General features: G+C 70.6%; 13 protein-coding genes and 1 tRNA gene. 10 read left to right on the top strand and 4 right to left on the bottom strand.

Translation table 11 applies throughout. The features are described 5' to 3' along the window. Positions 1–3: 3 nt before the first annotated feature. Positions 4–474 (bottom strand): RidA family protein, encoded by a 471-nt coding sequence (locus KK483_RS19655; protein ID WP_262006519.1) that lies wholly within the window; start codon positions 472–474, stop codon positions 4–6. After that, entirely contained in the window at positions 471–629 is a 159-nt protein-coding gene (locus tag KK483_RS19650) for a DUF4177 domain-containing protein (protein WP_017947820.1), read from the bottom strand. Before KK483_RS19650 ends, KK483_RS19655 begins: the two co-directional genes overlap by 4 nt. 72 nt (positions 630–701) lie before the next feature. On the opposite strand from KK483_RS19650, the gene KK483_RS19645 reads away from it, so the two are divergent. Then, positions 702–1,673 (top strand): ArsA-related P-loop ATPase, encoded by a 972-nt coding sequence (locus KK483_RS19645; RefSeq protein ID WP_262006518.1) that lies wholly within the window; start codon positions 702–704, stop codon positions 1,671–1,673. Positions 1,674–1,707: 34 nt separating this feature from the next. After that, the gene (locus KK483_RS19640; RefSeq protein WP_262006517.1) at positions 1,708–3,027 is read left to right on the top strand and encodes an ArsA family ATPase; all 1,320 of its coding nucleotides are present in this window, start codon (positions 1,708–1,710) and stop codon (positions 3,025–3,027) included. 202 nt (positions 3,028–3,229) lie between these two features. On the opposite strand, the gene KK483_RS19635 is transcribed toward KK483_RS19640, so the two are convergent. Beyond that, positions 3,230–3,574 (bottom strand): WhiB family transcriptional regulator, encoded by a 345-nt coding sequence (locus KK483_RS19635; RefSeq protein WP_177149633.1) that lies wholly within the window; start codon positions 3,572–3,574, stop codon positions 3,230–3,232. Between the two features lie 581 nt (positions 3,575–4,155). On the opposite strand from KK483_RS19635, the gene KK483_RS19630 reads away from it, so the two are divergent. Beyond that, complete coding sequence (locus KK483_RS19630; RefSeq protein WP_262006516.1) at positions 4,156–6,423, top strand: transglycosylase domain-containing protein; 2,268 nt, start codon at positions 4,156–4,158, stop codon at positions 6,421–6,423. Between the two features lie 194 nt (positions 6,424–6,617). Here KK483_RS19630 and KK483_RS19625 read toward each other — a convergent pair whose 3' ends face one another. Next, positions 6,618–7,082: a GatB/YqeY domain-containing protein gene (locus tag KK483_RS19625; protein WP_262006515.1), complete on the bottom strand. Its 465-nt coding sequence runs from the start codon at positions 7,080–7,082 to the stop codon at positions 6,618–6,620. Between the two features lie 617 nt (positions 7,083–7,699). Here KK483_RS19625 and mptB point away from each other — a divergent pair. From mptB to KK483_RS19590, 7 genes are all read left to right on the top strand, one after another. Then, positions 7,700–9,148, top strand: coding sequence for a polyprenol phosphomannose-dependent alpha 1,6 mannosyltransferase MptB (gene mptB / locus KK483_RS19620; protein WP_262006514.1), 1,449 nt, complete (start codon positions 7,700–7,702; stop codon positions 9,146–9,148). Then, positions 9,145–10,515 (top strand): glycosyltransferase 87 family protein, encoded by a 1,371-nt coding sequence (locus KK483_RS19615; protein WP_262006513.1) that lies wholly within the window; start codon positions 9,145–9,147, stop codon positions 10,513–10,515. The genes mptB and KK483_RS19615 overlap by 4 nt, the downstream gene beginning before the upstream one ends. After that, complete coding sequence (locus KK483_RS19610) at positions 10,428–11,336, top strand: metallophosphoesterase (protein WP_262009603.1); 909 nt, start codon at positions 10,428–10,430, stop codon at positions 11,334–11,336. Before KK483_RS19615 ends, KK483_RS19610 begins: the two co-directional genes overlap by 88 nt. Before the next feature lie 131 nt (positions 11,337–11,467). After that, a tRNA-Pro gene (locus tag KK483_RS19605) sits at positions 11,468–11,541 on the top strand. A 521-nt stretch (positions 11,542–12,062) separates the two neighbouring features. Then, positions 12,063–13,508 (top strand): Gfo/Idh/MocA family protein, encoded by a 1,446-nt coding sequence (locus KK483_RS19600; RefSeq protein ID WP_262006512.1) that lies wholly within the window; start codon positions 12,063–12,065, stop codon positions 13,506–13,508. 55 nt (positions 13,509–13,563) lie between these two features. Continuing rightward, positions 13,564–14,562, top strand: coding sequence for an NEW3 domain-containing protein (locus tag KK483_RS19595; protein ID WP_262006511.1), 999 nt, complete (start codon positions 13,564–13,566; stop codon positions 14,560–14,562). A gap of 170 nt (positions 14,563–14,732) precedes the next feature. Continuing rightward, positions 14,733–16,133: an MGMT family protein gene (locus tag KK483_RS19590; RefSeq protein WP_262006510.1), complete on the top strand. Its 1,401-nt coding sequence runs from the start codon at positions 14,733–14,735 to the stop codon at positions 16,131–16,133. Positions 16,134–16,283 lie beyond the last annotated feature (150 nt).

Here is a 16,283-nt window from a genome sequence, read left to right as displayed (position 1 = left end):
GGCTCAGTCCTGGACGAGCTCCACCTGGACCTCGACCTCCACCGGGGCGTCCAGCGGCAGGACCGCGACGCCCACCGCGCTGCGCGCGTGCACACCCTTGTCGCCGAGCACCGCGCCGAGCAGCTCGCTCGCGCCGTTGATGACGCCCGGCTGGCCGGTGAAGTCGGGGGCGGAGGCGACGAATCCGACGACCTTCACGACCCGGGCGACCCGGTCCAGGTCACCGGCGACGGACTTCACGGCCGCCAGGGCGTTCAGCGCGCACGTGGCGGCCAGCTCCTTGGCCTCCTCCGCGGTCACTTCGCCGCCCACCTTGCCGGTGACCGGAAGCTTGCCCTCCACCATCGGCAGCTGGCCCGAGGTGTAGACGTACGGACCGGACTGCACGGCCGGCTGGTACGCGGCCAGCGGCGGTACGACCTCCGGCAGCGTCAGGCCGAGCTCGGCGAGCTTCGCCTCGACAACGCCGCTCACGACTTCTCCCGCTTGAGGTAGGCCACGAGCTGCTCGGGGTTGTTCGGCCCGGGGACGACCTGGACGAGCTCCCAGCCGTCCTCGCCCCAGGTGTCCAGAATCTGCTTGGTCGCGTGCACGAGAAGGGGCACGGTCGCGTATTCCCACTTGGTCATGGAGCCGACTGTAGCCGCACCCGGCGGCAGCCTCGTGCGTAGCCCACGGGCCGACTGGTTAGGCTCGAAGACGTGAGCAGGCTCCAGGTCGTCAGCGGCAAGGGCGGGACCGGTAAGACGACGGTCGCCGCGGCACTCGCGCTCGCCCTCGCGACCGAGGGGAAGCGCACGCTCCTCGTCGAGGTCGAAGGCAGGCAAGGCATCGCACAGCTCTTCGAGACGGAGGCGCTGCCGTACGAGGAGCGGAAGATCGCCGTCGCCCCGGGCGGCGGCGAGGTGTTCGCCCTGGCCATCGACGCCGAACGAGCCCTCCTCGACTACCTCCAGATGTTCTACAAGCTGGGCTCGGCCGGCCGGGCGCTCAAGAAGCTCGGCGCCATCGACTTCGCCACGACCATCGCCCCCGGAGTCCGCGACGTCCTGCTGACCGGCAAGGCCTGCGAGGCCGTGCGCCGCCGCGACAAGCAGGGTGCGTACGCGTACGACTACGTCGTCATGGACGCCCCGCCCACCGGCCGCATCACCCGCTTCCTGAACGTCAACGACGAGGTGGCGGGCCTGGCGAAGATCGGCCCGATACACAATCAGGCACAGGCGGTGATGCGGGTCCTCAAGTCCGCCGAGACCGCGGTGCACTTCGTGACCCTGCTGGAGGAGATGCCGGTCCAGGAGACCGCGGACGGCGTCGACGAGCTCCGCGCCGCCGACCTCCCCGCGGGCAATGTGATCGTCAACATGGTGCGGCCGCACATCCTCGACGAGGAGGCCGTGCGGACGGCGGCGACCACGAGCCGCCGCAAGGACATCGCCAAGTCGCTCACGGCGGCGGGCGTCAGCGGCGCGGCCCGGCTCGTCGGCCCGCTGCTGGAGCAGGCCGCCGAGCACGCGCAGCGCGTCGAGCTGGAGCGCGAGCAGCGCGAAGTGCTCGCCGGGCTCGAGCTGCCGACGTACGAGCTGCCCCTGCTGAGCGAGGGTGTCGATCTGGCCGGGCTGTACCAGCTGGCGACCGAGCTGCGGAAGCTCGGCGTGAACGGGGAGACGTGAGCGTGCAGACGTACACGGGGAGAACGGACTACGCATGACGCCGCCCACAGCGACACAAGGCATCACGCACGGCATCGCCCTCCAGGACACGCCGCTGCTCGACATCGACGTGCTGCTCGACGACCCGGGCACCCGCATCATCGTGTGCTGCGGCGCCGGCGGGGTCGGCAAGACGACGACCGCGGCCGCCCTGGGCGTACGGGCGGCGGAGCGCGGCCGCAAGGCGGTCGTCCTGACCATCGATCCGGCGCGCAGGCTGGCCCAGTCGATGGGCATCGACCTGCTCGACAACACACCCCGCCGTGTCGACGGCATCAAGGGCGACGGCGAGCTGCACGCCATGATGCTCGACATGAAGCGCACCTTCGACGAGATCGTCGAGGCGCACGCGGACCCGGCGCGGGCCCGGGCCATTCTGGACAACCCCTTCTACCAGTCCCTGTCGGCCGGTTTCGCGGGCACGCAGGAGTACATGGCGATGGAGAAGCTGGGGCAGCTGCGGGCGCGCGACGAGTGGGACCTCATCGTCGTGGACACTCCCCCGTCCCGCTCGGCCCTGGACTTCCTCGACGCGCCGAAGCGGCTGGGGTCGTTCCTGGACGGCAAGTTCATCAAGCTGCTGATGGCTCCGGCGAAGATGGGCGGCCGGGCCGGGATGAAGTTCCTGAATGTCGGTATGTCGATGATGACCGGCACGCTCGGGAAGCTGCTGGGCGGTCAGCTGCTGCGTGACGTACAGACCTTCGTGGCCGCGATGGACACGATGTTCGGCGGGTTCCGCACCCGCGCGGACGCCACCTACCGGCTGTTGCAGGCGCCGGGCACCGCGTTCCTTGTGGTGGCCGCCCCGGAGCGGGACGCGCTGCGCGAGGCGGCGTACTTCGTGGAGCGGCTGGCCGCGGAGGAGATGCCGCTGGCCGGGCTGGTGCTCAACCGGGTCCATGACAGCGGCGCCGCCCGGCTGTCGGCCGAGCGGGCGCTTGCGGCCGCGGAAAATCTTGACGAAGGCGGCATTGTGGATCAGGAGGCCGGGAAGGCTGGTCTTCGTGACTCCACGGACCCCTCTCCCGCCGTGGAGTCGGCCCCTGAAAACGCCCCGGCAGACCCGGCAGACCCCTCTGCCCCGTCGGCGCCGCCGACCGCGCAGCTGACCGCGGGGCTGCTCCGGCTGCATGCCGAGCGGATGCAGGTGCTCGCGCGCGAACAGCGCACGCGCGACCGCTTCACCGCGCTCCACCCCGAGGTGGCGGTGGCCGAAGTCGCCGCCCTGCCGGGCGATGTGCACGACCTCGCGGGACTGCGCGCCATCGGCGAGCGGCTCGCGACCGGCGGTGACCCGGCCGGAGCTGCGTAACCGCGTAGCCCGGCCGACCCGCGTAGCCCAGCCGACCGCGCAACGCGACCGCACAACCCGGCGGCGCGCACGGCAGTACGACGCAGCGGCAGTACGACGCAACAAGGACAGGCCCGTACGCACGTGCCTGCACGGACACGTCGTGCCTTACCCACGCGGCCCGCCCGGGCCGTGTGGGGCGGCGTCGGTTGTCCGATGCCCGCTATCCGACGGCCGCGTACGTCTCGTATGTCTCGTCGTCGTCCAGGCCCACGGGCAGGATGCCCGCGCTCCGCTCGTACTCGGTACGCGCGGTCTCGAGCAGCCGGCGCCAGGAGGTGACGGTGGGACGCCTGCGCAGCAACGCGCGCCGCTCCCGCTCGGTCATGCCACCCCATACGCCGAACTCGACACGGTTGTCGAGCGCGTCGGCCAGGCACTCGGTCCGCACCGGGCATCCGGTGCACACCGCCTTGGCCCTGTTCTGCGCCGCTCCTTGTACGAACAGTTCATCCGGATCGGTAGTGCGGCAGGCTGCCTGCGCACTCCAGTCGGTTACCCAGCCCATGCCGGCGCCGTCCTCTCCCGAATCGAGGCTCCCCCACGGCGGCAGCGGCATATTCACCGCTGCCAGTTGAGGACGTTACGGAAGGTGGGCACAGCGCAACACCCCCTTCGGGCCCAATCTTGAATGGCCCGAACGGACTATGCGTACGCGGCAGATCACCCAGGGGAGTGAGGTGAGGACATACGTAATGAATCCGACAATTCGGATCAGTTGGGCGAGGCGGTGGGGGAGGTGGCCGCCTCGGAGTCCTCGGGGAGTGGTTCGCGGTGCTGCGGGGGTGGTTCGGGGCGTTGCGAAGTGCTACGAAGTGCTACGGGGACGTGATGCGCAACGGCACTGCTGTGACAGTTGGGAGCAGCTTAGGCCAACGCCTGTCCGTCTGTCCGGCGAATGCGAACGTCGCCGAGAGCCGCCGGGAGTCGCCGCGCCCGGAACCCGTCCCGCCTCGTTCCACCCTGCTCGACCCCGCTCGACCCCGCTCGACCCCGTTCCACCCCGCGGATGTCACGGCTTGGTGACCGAACCTCCCGAGGAGCACCTGCTCCATCGGAAGGCCGTCGGCAACGGATTAGGCTGCCTCCATGGCAAACAAGCGCTCGGGCGGAGGCCTGACCGGGACCCAGCAGGCCGCCAAGTTCCTCGGTGTCAGCGTGCTCTCCGGAGCGGTGCTGGCGGGCATCGCCCTGCCCGCCGCCGGGGCGCTGGGGCTCGCAGCCAAGGGGACGGTCGAGGGGTTCGACGAGATCCCGGCCAACCTCAAGACGCCCCCTCTCAGTCAGCGCACCACGATCCTGGACGCCGAGGGCGGCCAGATCGCCACGGTCTACTCCCGTGACCGTACGGTCGTCCCGCTCAAGGACATCTCGCCGTACATGCAGAAGGCGATCGTCGCGATCGAGGACGCGCGCTTCTACGAGCACGGGGCCGTCGACCTCAAGGGCGTGCTCCGCGCCCTCAACCGGAACGCGCAGGAGGGCGGCGTCACCCAGGGAGCGTCCACCCTCACGCAGCAGTACGTGAAGAACGTCTTCGTCGAGGAGGCCGGCGACGACCCCGACAAGGTCGCCCAGGCCACCCAGCAGACCCTCGGCCGCAAGGTCCGCGAGCTCAAGTTCGCGATCCAGGTGGAGGAGGAGCTCGGGAAGAAGAAGATCCTCGAGAACTACCTCAACATCACCTTCTTCGGCCAGCAGGCGTACGGCGTCGAGGCGGCGGCCAAGCGCTACTTCTCCAAGTCCGCGAAGGACCTGAACCTGGAGGAGTCGGCGCTGCTGGCCGGCATCGTCCAGTCGCCGAGCGACTTCGAGCCGGTGAACGACGCGCACCAGGCGACCCTGCGGCGCAATGTCGTCCTCCAGCGCATGGCCGACGTGAAGTACGTCTCACAGGCCGAGGCCGACGCGGCGAAGGCCAAGCCGATCAAGCTGAACGTCAGCAAGCCCAAGAACGGCTGCATCACGGCCGTCGACGGCGCCGGCTTCTTCTGCGACTACGTGCGCAAGACCATCCTCAACGATCCCGCCTTCGGGAAGACGGAGGAGGAGCGCCAGAAGCTGTGGAACCTGGGCGGCCTCACGATCAGGACCACGCTCGACCCGCGCGCCCAGGAGGCCGCCAACGAGGCCGCCACCTCGCACGTCAACAAGGACGACAAGGTCGCGGCGTCGGTGGTGCAGGTCGAGCCCGGCACCGGGAAGATCCTGTCGATGGGGCAGTCCCGCCCGTACGGACTGGACCAGAAGAAGCACGAGACGGTGCTCAACCTCGCCGTCGAGAAGAAGATGGGCGGCACGACCTACGGCTTCCAGGTCGGGTCGACGTTCAAGCCGATCACGGCCGCCGCGGCGCTGGAGAAGGGCATCACCCCGGCGCAGTCCTTCTCCAGCGGCTGGAAGCTCCAGCTCCCGATGAGGTCCTTCACCAACTGCTCGGGCTCCCCGGCCGGCTCCGGCACCTGGGACCTGCAGAACGAGATGGAGGAGGAGGCCGGCAGCTGGGACATGACGGCCGCGCTCGGCAAGTCCATCAACACCTACTTCGCGAAGCTGGAGCAGATGACCGGGCTCTGCGAGACGGTCGAGATGGCGAAGTCCATGGGCTACGAGCGAGGCGACGGCGCGAAGCTCGGCGAGAACCCGTCGATCACGCTCGGCGGTGAGGAGAGCACTCCGCTCTCGATGGCGGCGACGTACGCCACGTTCGCCAACCGCGGTACGTACTGCACCCCGATCGCCGTCACGTCCATCACCGCCGCGGACGGCAAGAGCCTCCCGGTGCCGAAGTCGTCCTGCTCGCAGGCGATGAGCGAGCGCACCGCGGACTCGATCAACCAGATGCTGAAGGGTGTCGTCGAGGACGGCACGGGCACCAGGGCCGGTCTCAGCGATCGGGACAACGCGGGCAAGACGGGTACGACGAACGACCGCAAGGACGCCTGGTTCGTCGGCTACACCCCCAATCTGTCCACGGCGGTGTGGGTCGGTGACGACATCGGCGAGAAGGCGTCGATGTACAACATCACCATCGGCGGCCAGTACTACGACAAGGTCTGTGGCGGCTGCCTCCCGGGACCGATCTGGAAGATCGCGATGACCGGGGCGCTGGAGGCATCCGAGACGCCCTCCTTCAACTACGTCGACGTGCCGCGTGGCGCGAGCGACAAGGAGAAGGACGAGGAGGACGAGGAAAAGCCCGGCGACAACCGCGGTGGTGACAACGGCGGCGGTGACAACGGCCCCGGCGGTGAGCCCTTCCCCGGCGTCTCCTTCCCGCCGGGCTTCATCGGCGGTGCGGACGGCGGCAAGACCGACGGCGGCGGCACCAACGCGGGTCCGGGCGGACGCAACTGACGCAGCCGGGCCCCGCTGGGCGGGGGCGCAGACGAACGAGTGCCGGCCACGTGACTTCTCACGTGGCCGGCACTCGTCGTGGTGCGCAGGCGCGTCGTAATGCGCAGGCGGTACGACTCCGCCGGGGCCCGGGGCCCGGGGCCCGGGGCCCGGGGCCCGAGTGGCGCGCCTGCGCGGCGGCCACGGCGCCGGGCTCAGCCGGCGAGGAGCTTCTTCACCGCCGCGGCGACCCGGCCGCCCTCGGCGCGTCCCGCGACCTTCGGGTTGACGATCTTCATGACCGCACCCATCGCGCGCGGGCCCTCGGCGCCTGCCGCGCGGGCCTCCTCGACGGCCTGGGCCACGATCGCCTCCAACTCGGCGTCCGACAGCTGCTTCGGCAGATAGGCGTCGAGGATCTCGCCCTCCGCCTTCTCCCGCTCGGCCTGCTCGCCGCGGCCGCCCTGGGTGAAGGCATCGGCCGCCTCGCGGCGCTTCTTCGCCTCCTTGGCGATCACCTTCTGCACCTCGTCGTCGGAGAGTTCGCGCGCCTGCTTGCCCGCGACCTCCTCCTTGCTGATCGCGGCGAGGGTCAGCCGGAGCGTCGAGGAGCGCAGCTCGTCACGCGCCCTGATCGCCTCGGTGAGGTCTTCGTGCAGCTTGGTCTTGAGCGTGGTCATGGTCCCGATTGTGGCAGGTACGCGGCGTGCGCCGCCCACGCATTTCGTCCGCCGCGCGACCACACCACGTCCGGGCCGGACCGCGTCCGGGCCGGACCGCGTCCGGGCCGGACCGCGGCGGGGCCTGAGGCCCCGGGGAGGCCCCCCGGGCCCCACTCGGACCGGCACGGCCCGGCGACGGACCCGCGCCCGGCTCACGCCGGACACGCGACCGGATCCACAGCCGGGCCCAGCCCCATCCGCACCGGACACGCAGCAGGGCCACACCCGCCTACGCCGGACGCCCAACCCGGCCCGCAGACCCGCCTCCGGGCCCACCCGCCTCGGACGCACAACCCGGCCCCGCAGCCGAGCCCACACCTGCCCGCCCAGTGCGTGGCCCGCGCGCCGCCGCGTCCGCCCGGACACGCAACCAGACCCGCAACCGAGCCCACACCCGCCCGCCCCGGACACGCAACCAGAACCGCAACCGGGCCCACGCCCACACAGGCCGGACACGCGCCGGACCGCGGCCGACCTCGGAAGCCCTCCGCTCGTAAGGCGCCGGACACATCGTGGCCGTTCCGGAGTGGGATACACGTCGGCTGCCGTCCATCGTCCGTTGACAGCCTGCCCGCATGCCGGTCATCCTCCGCGTCCCCACGGCCACCCGCCACGTCCAGCTGCTGGGAGTGGTCGGCTCGGCGGTGCTCGCCGCCTGCGGGGTGGCCGTCGGGGCCGTACCCGTACGGGACGTGCTCGCGCCACGCTCCGGCGCGGCCGCGCTCGGGCTGGCCGGCGCGTACTTCGGCCTGGTCCTGCTGATCGCGGCCTGGGCGCTGCTCGGCCGCGCCATCCGCGGTCCCGAGCCGCCGACGCCCCGCACGCTGCTGCTCACGCTCGCGCTCTGGGCGGCGCCGCTGCTCGTCGCGCCGCCGCTGTTCAGCCGTGACGTGTACAGCTATCTCGCCCAGGGCGCGATGGTCGAGGCGCAGATGGATGTGTACGCGCACGGCCCGTCCCGCCTCGGCGGCCCGCTGACCTACGAGGTCGCGCCGCTCTGGCAGCACACCCCCACCCCGTACGGCCCGGTCTTCCTGGCCTGCGCGGCGGCGATAGCGGGCTTCGCGCGGACGGAGGTGCTCACGGGCGTCATCGGCATGCGGCTGGTCGCGCTGGCCGGGGTCGCGCTGATGGTGTTCTGCCTGCCGCGGCTGGCGCGGCGCTGCGGCGCCGACCCGCGCACCGCGCTCTGGCTCGGCGCGCTGAACCCGCTCCTGCTGCTGCACCTGGTGGCCGGCGCCCACAACGACGCGGTGATGCTGGGGCTGTTGGGCGCGGGCCTGGTCGCCGCGCTGGGCCGCTGGCCGGTGGCGGGCGCCGTGCTCGTCACGCTGGCCGCGCTGGTGAAGGCCCCTGCCGCGCTCGGTCTGCTCGCCGTGGCGCTGCTCTGGGGCCGGCGGATGAACGGCAGGCTGCCCCGGCTGCGTGCCGCCCTCGCCGTGGCCGGCACGGCCGCGGCGACGACGGCCGCGACGACCGCCGTCACCGGCACCGGCTACGGCTGGATAGCGGCGCTCGACACCCCCGTGTCACCGGAGAACTGGTCGCTGACCTCGTCACTCGGCCGGATGACGGGCGCGGCGCTGACGAGCGCGGGGAGCAGCCTTGCGGAATTCGCGATTCCCGCCTGGCACACGGCCGGTATCGCGGCTACGGTGCTGGCCATGATCGCCTTTTGGCGGCGGCACCACCTACGCCGCCCGGTCTACGCGCTCGGTCTGAGCCTGACCGCAGTCGCTCTCCTCGGACCGGCGATCCGTCCTTGGTACGTTCTCTGGGGCCTGTTCCTGATCGCCGCCGCGGCACCGAACGGCTCGATACGGCTACGCCGCGCCGCGGCCGTGGCCAGCGGGGCGCTCGCCCTCGCGGTGCTGCCCAGCGGCTTCGCCCCGGACGGGACGCAGCTGCTGCTCGCCGTGGGCGGCGGCGCGGCCGCATTGGTCGTACTGTTGTTCGTCCATCAGTTCAGCGCACGTGGTTCCTCGGGCCGCGGCCGTACGGAACCACTGGGGAGTCCCGCGTGAGGCCACCGACCACTGCTCTCGGCCGGTTCTCCGTGGCCACCGGACTCGCGACAGCGGTCACGGCCTTCCTGATCTTCGTGCCGCTCCACCGCAACTGGTTCGACCTGCACGTCTACTACGGCACCGTCGACTACTGGACGGACGGCGGCCGGATCTACGACTACCTGAAGCCGGGCACGCACTACGGCTTCACCTACCCGCCCTTCGCCGCGGTCGTCATGCTGCCCATGGCGGTGGTCGGCTGGTACAGCGCGATAGCGATCAGCCAACTGCTGAACATCGTGGCCGCGGCCGCCATCCTCTATATCTGTGCCGACACGACGATCCGCCGGGAGCGCTGGACCCGCTGGTTCGCGTACGCCGTGCTCGGCTGCCTCTTCGCCTGGCTGGAGCCCGTGCGGGACACGGCGAGCTTCGGCCAGGTCAACCTGCTCCTGCTCGCGCTCGTCCTCTCCGACGCCTGGCTGCTGACCTCGGCCACCGCACGGGCACGGCGCCTGGACCGGCTGGCGGGCCTCGGCATCGGCCTCGCCGCCGCGATCAAGCTCACCCCGGCGATCTTCATCGTCTATCTGCTGGTCACCGGGCGGCGCAAGGCCGCCGCCCTCGCCACGTCCGTCGCCGGCGCCGCCACCGTGATCGCCGCCTGGGCGGACCAGGAGGCGTCCCGTACGTACTGGACCGAGGCGATGTGGAACACGGACCGCGTCGGTTCGCTCGCCTACGTCTCCAACCAGTCCTGGCAGGGCCTGCTCGCCCGGCTCACCGAGCCCGCCGCCGAGCCCAGCCGCGCGGTGTGGGCCATCGGCGTACTGATCCTGCTGTCCCTGTGGGCCTGGCGGGCCCGGCGCGCCGTCGCCGCCGGCGACGAACTGGCCGGCTTCGCGCTCACCGGCATCGCCGCGTGCCTCGTCAGCCCTGTCACCTGGGTGCACCACCTGGTCTGGCTCATCCCGGCGCTCGCGGTGCTCGCCGACTCCGGCCTGCGCGCCGCCCCCGGCGGGGAGCAGCGCAAGCGGCTGCTGTTCTGGGCCGGGCTGAGCTACGCCCTGCTGTGCAGCAGCATCGTGTGGCTGTGGCGGTGGAACGACGGGGGCGCGCCCGGCTTCCTGGGCAGCAACGCATACGTATGGATCTCGTTCTGCCTGCTCCTGCTGCTCCCCTTCCGGGAGGCACCCGCGGCCACGCTCGACGGGGACGGGCCGCACGACCACACGGGCGCGTCTGCGACGATAAGCGCATGCGCGGAACCCACCGGGGCTACGGGGTCCCCCTCAAAATCACGGCCGGTGTCGCAGCAGTCGGCGCCGCCGGTCTCGTCTACGCCGCGGGATTCGAAGCCCGCTCGTTCCGGCTCCGCCGGCTGACGGTCCCCGTCCTGCCACGCGGGATGCGCCCGCTGCGCGTCCTCCAGGTCTCCGACATCCACATGGTCAGCGGCCAGCGCAAGAAGCGCGCCTGGCTGCAGTCGCTGGCGGGCCTGCGCCCCGACTTCGTCGTCAACACCGGCGACAACCTGTCGGACCCCAAAGGCGTGCCCGAGACCCTCGACGCGCTGGGCCCGCTCCTCGACTTCCCCGGCGTCTACGTCTTCGGCTCCAACGACTACTACGGCCCCAAGCTGCGCAACCCCGCCCGCTATCTCTTCGAGAAGGCCCAGGGCCGCCACGGCCTCAACGGCAACGCGCCCGCGGTCGGCGTCGTCCACAACCCGTGGGAGGAACTGCGCGACGCCTTCGACGCGGCGGGCTGGGTGAACCTCGGCAACGCGCGCGGCCGGCTGAAGCTCGACTCCCTCGAACTGGCCTTCACCGGCCTGGACGACCCCCACATCAAGCGCGACCGCTACGACGCGGTCGCCGGCGGCCCCGAACACGACGCCGACCTCTCCCTCGCCGTCGTCCACGCCCCGTACATCCGCACCCTCGACGCCTTCACCGCCGACGGCTACCCCCTGATCCTGGCCGGCCACACCCACGGCGGCCAGCTCCGCATCCCCTTCTACGGCGCCCTGGTCACCAACTGCGACCTCGACACCGACCGCGCCAGGGGCCTCTCCACCCACGAAGCCGCGGGCCGCACCTCCTACCTCCATGTCTCGGCCGGCTGCGGCACCAACCGCTACACCCCGGTCCGCTTCGCCTGCCCCCCGGAGGCGACCCTGCTGACCCTGACACCCCACGAATGACCTGCTGGGGCGCCCGGCGAAGGTCCACGGGCGAGCTGCCCGGGACCCGCCGGCGACCCGCAAAAACCGGATTTCGTCTCCGGGCGCGCGTGGGCTAAAGTAAACGACGTCGCCGCGAGAGCGGATGACATCGGGGTGTAGCGCAGCTTGGCAGCGCGCTTCGTTCGGGACGAAGAGGTCGTGGGTTCAAATCCCGCCACCCCGACAGTGAAACACCAGGTCAGGCCCGGTGCTGAGAGATCAGCACCGGGCCTGATCTGCTGTGCGGCACCCACCCGCATCGGGAAGGCTGGTCTCGGACCTCTACGCCATGGGCTGGCCGAGGTGCCTGACTCCCTGGACACGGAACTTGCCATCGAGCAGGAGCCCGTGGCAAGCGACCGTACCTCCGGGGGTCCGTGGCGATGACGGCCGCGACGCGTGATGCCCTCGGTGCTGCCTGAAGTGCGTCGGGCGCAGGTGAGCCGGGGCCACTGATCCGTCGGACGCGTGTGCCTGGCGCCGTGTGTCCGTAAGCGTCGGCTGTGCGGCTGCGCGGCTGCGTGCCGCAATGCCGGGCGCCCGAGCTCATCGCGTGCGAGTGGCGCCCACTGTGCTCATCTGCGGCAGCGGAATGCTTGTTTTTGTTTGAAACCAGGGACTTGCGAACATCTATTGACATCCTCGTGGCGGTCCCGCCAAAGTCGTCCCCGCCGGATCCCGCACCCGTCCGAGGAGCGATGCCCCATGTCTGAACTGCCCGCAGTCTCACGTCGCTTGCTCCTGGGTGGAGCCCTCGCCACAGGCGCGGCCGCGGCCGGGTTGGGCGCCGCCGGGAGCGTCGCCGCGGCGACGGCCGACGGCTCCGCCGTGCCGGAGGCCGTCACGCCCCGGCGCAGGCCGGGCCAGAAGTCCGTGATCGGTATGCCGTTCGACGTCCACCGGACGGTCCGCGTCGGTGTCATCGGTCTGGGCAACCGGGGCCACGGTATGAGCGAGGGCTGGGCCGTCGTGCCGGGCTGCACCGTCACCGCCGTCTGCGACATCCGTGCCGAGCGTGCCAAGCGCACCGCAGACCGCCTGGTCGCCATCGGCAAACCGCGACCCGCGGAGTACGGCGGCTCGGACGACTCCTTCGCGCAGATGCTGAAGCGCGACGACATCGACGTCGTCTACATCGCCACGCCCTGGGAGTTCCACTACCAGCAAGGGAAGGCCGCGCTGCTCGCGGGCAAGCACGTCGTCGTCGAACTGCCCATAGCCACCGGGCTCGATGAGCTGTGGGACCTCGTCGACACCTGCGAGCGGACCCGCCGTCATCTGATGCTCTCGGAGAACTGCAGCTACGGCCGCAACGAGCTCGCCATGCTCAAGATGGCGCACGAAGGACTCTTCGGCGATGTCACCAACGGGCACGGCGGCTATCTGCACGACCTGCGCGCCCTGCTGTTCTCCGACACCTACTACACCGACGCCTGGCGCCGACGGTGGCACACCCGCAGCACCGCGTCGTTCTACGCCATGCACGGTCTCGCCCCGGTCGCCGCCGCCATGGACATCAACCGCGGCGACCGGATGACCGTACTGCGTGCCACCGCCACCGAGCCCAAGGGGCTGGCCGACTACCGGGAGCGTTTCGTCCCGGAGTCGCATCCGTCCTGGCAGGAGACCTACATCAACGGTGACCTCGTCACCTGCCTCATCGACACGGCCAAGGGTCGCGTCATCAGGGCCGAGCACGACGTGAGCTCGCCCCGCCCCTACAGCCGGATCAACAGCCTGGCCGGCACCCGCGGCATATTCGAGGACTACGCGGGCACCTCGACGACCGGCGGACGCATCTATGTGGAACCGGACCACGGCGGCCACTCCTGGCGTGACTTCGACACCTACCGCAAGGAGTTCGACCACTGGCTGTGGAAGAAGATCGGTGACGACGCGGCGAACAACGGCGGCCACGGCGGGATGGACTACGTCCTGCAGTGGCGCACCGTCCAGCTGATGCGCGCGGGGCTCGTCCCCGACATCGACGTCTACGACTCGGCCTCGTGGTGCGCGCCCGTTCCGCTGAGCGTCAAGTCTCTGGCAGCGGGCGGCCGTCCGGTCGCCGTACCCGACTTCACGCGGGGTTCCTGGGTCAATCTGCGGATGGGTCTGGACTCGCGCATGACCGACATGCCCCCGGTCGGCTGACGACGTCCGCGGACTTCCCCGTTCAGTTCAGGCATCTCTTCCGAAGGAGCGGACAGTGAGACCAGTCGGACTGATCACCACTCTCAGAGCCATGGCCGTGGCGGCGGCCCTCGCCCTCACCTCCGGGCAGGCGTTCGCGGGAATCCCTGCGGCCGCCTCGGACGAACCCGCAGCGAGAACCGAAGTGAGCATCTCCGCCGTCGACCTCGACGGCCCCGCCATCTCGACCGTGAAGGTCACCGTCAAGAACGCCGGCCCGGAGCGGATGCGTTCACTGAAGGTCTCCTTCGCCGGGCCGGTCGGATGGGCCGTACAGCCCTCCGTCCGGAGCGTGGACGGGTCCCTCGCCAAGGGCGCTGCCGCGGAAACCGAGTTCCGGATCCAGGTGCCCGAACGGCGCGGTGGATTCACGGTGCGTACGTTCACGGCGACCGCCACCTACAGCGGCGGGGACGGCCGGGGCTCGGCCATGGGTACCCGGTCGGAGCGCAGCGGCACCCCGCTGCCGAATCTGGCCGCCGCGTTCAACAACGTGGCGATCACCGACGAGTCCGACACCGCACCGGGAGACTACGACGGCGAGGGCAACAGCTTCTCCGCCCAGAAACTGGCCGCGGTCGGGCTCACTCCCGGCGCGCGCGTCAACGCCCTGGGCGCGGAACTGACCTGGCCCGACGTCGCGGCCGGGACCAGGGACAACGCGACCGCCGGCGGCCAGGCGATCACCCTTGCGGGTGCGGGCAGCAAGCTCGTCTTCCTCGGTTCGGGTGTCGGTGACGCCGTGGGCAACGCCACCGTCTACTACAAGGACGGCACCACCACCACCGGAACCTTCGGCTTCCCCAACTGGTCGTTCGCCCCTGCCGATGCCCACGGGGCGACGCTCGTGAAGTCGACCGACGGCCGCAACACACCGAACGGGTACGGGAACGCGGGCATCGCCTACCGTGTCTTCGCCCACTCCGTTCCCCTCGACCCGGCCCGGCAGATCGACTTCGTGGTGCTGCCGTCCAACGGAGGCATCCACATCTTCGACGTTGCCGTCGCCCCCTGACCGGCCACAACACCCCGACGCCGCCCCGGACTCTCCCATGGTTCCGGGGCGGCCCGCTTCATAGGCGGCGGGCCCCCTCCAATCCGGAGAAACCGCCTGCCCAACGGCCCGACCTGCCCATAGGCTCAGGGTGCCCGACCTGACACTGCTGGGCGCATGAGGGGGAAGTAGTGGATCATCTCTTCGCCGTTGCGGGCCGGTCGGCAACACCGATCTCACCGACCGGGCTGGCCGCGGAAGGGCTCCTCGAACGGCAGCACCTACAGGAGTGGGTGATCGCCAACCCTCAGGTCCTCGGTGAGTCGGTACTCGTGATCACAGCGGAGTTCGACCGGTGGGCCGACACGGACGGGATACCGGCACGGGACCGACTGGACGTCCTCGGGCTGGACGCCACCGGGCGCCTCGTGGTGGTCGAGCTGAAACGGGGAACAGCTGACCGAGACGTACATCTCCAAGCGATCACCTACGCCGCCCTCGTATCCCGGTTCGACCTCGACACCTTGGCGCAGGCACACCGCGACTTCCTGACCGGCAGGGGCCAGGCCGTCGAACTCGATACGTGCAGGCAGCACCTCCTCGACCATGTCGAGGGGGACTGGAGTCCGGAACTGCTCCAGCGCCCCCGACAAGTGATCATCGCTGCCGACTTCCCCAAGCAGGTGACCCACACGGTGGTGTGGCTGTCGGAGATGAACCTCGACATCGACCTCGTCCAGGTGGGCCTGTGGAAGGTGGAGGACCACCTCGTCGTCGGCTTCACCAAGGTCTATCCGACACCTGAAGTCGAGGAGTTCACCCTCGCTCCTGCCCGGGTCGAGGCCAAGGCCGCCGCCAGGAAACTGGAGGAGCGCTCCCGGGCCCGAAACGCCGCTCACGTCCTCGTCGGCGCCGGCCTGCTGCCGGACGGGACGAGCCTGCGGTTGACGCCGAGGCACGGTGCGCCGCAATCCATCCGCGAGGCCATCCTCGCCTGGGTGGGTGAGGACGACAGGCGCACGACGGCGATCTGGAACAACAGCACCGCCAAACCTCTTACCTGGGTCGCCGACGGCATGCTGTACACCCCGACCGGACTGGCCAACCACATCTTCAAGAGCGTGACCGGCCGGACACCTGACGGGATCCAGGGGACGACCTGGTGGGACGTCGACACCGACGACGTCCCGAGCACGGTCGATCCCGGTGAATGGGCAACGTTGGCAGGGGCCAGCCTCGCCGACCTGGCCAAGCAGCTCAACGGCGTCCGCAAGGACTGGACAAGCCTCCACACCCTTCTGGGCGCCGTCCCCTCCGGGCGGTGGACGACCTACGGCGACGTGGCGTCCGTCATCGGCAGCCACGCCGTTCCCGTCGGCACCCACCTGGCCACCTGTGGTCAGTGCCCCAACGCGTGGCGGGTCCTCACGGCGTCCGGTCGCGCCAGCGCAGGCTTCCGGTGGACCGATCCGACACGTACGAGCTCACCCGCGGATGTCCTGGCCGCCGAGGGTGTCCGATTCGTCGGTGAAGCTGCCGTTCCGGAAGCCCACCTGTCGTTGGAGGAACTCCGGGGTCTGCTCGACGGCTGACCGCGGTTCCTTCGCGCACAACCCGGGGCGGATCTGTGGACCGAGTGGCGTCCGCTGTCGCAAGCAGCGACGTCACCGTCACTCCATGCAACACCGACCCCGGCGCCGATCGGCTGGCAGCGGCCATTGCCGGTCACGCGCAACGTTCGG

Origin of the sequence: Streptomyces sp. FIT100, from assembly GCF_024584805.1 — a bacterium.
Lineage (GTDB): Bacteria > Actinomycetota > Actinomycetes > Streptomycetales > Streptomycetaceae > Streptomyces.
The sequence above is the reverse complement of the archived record's forward strand: the minus strand, read 5'-3'. Positions and strand labels throughout refer to the sequence as shown.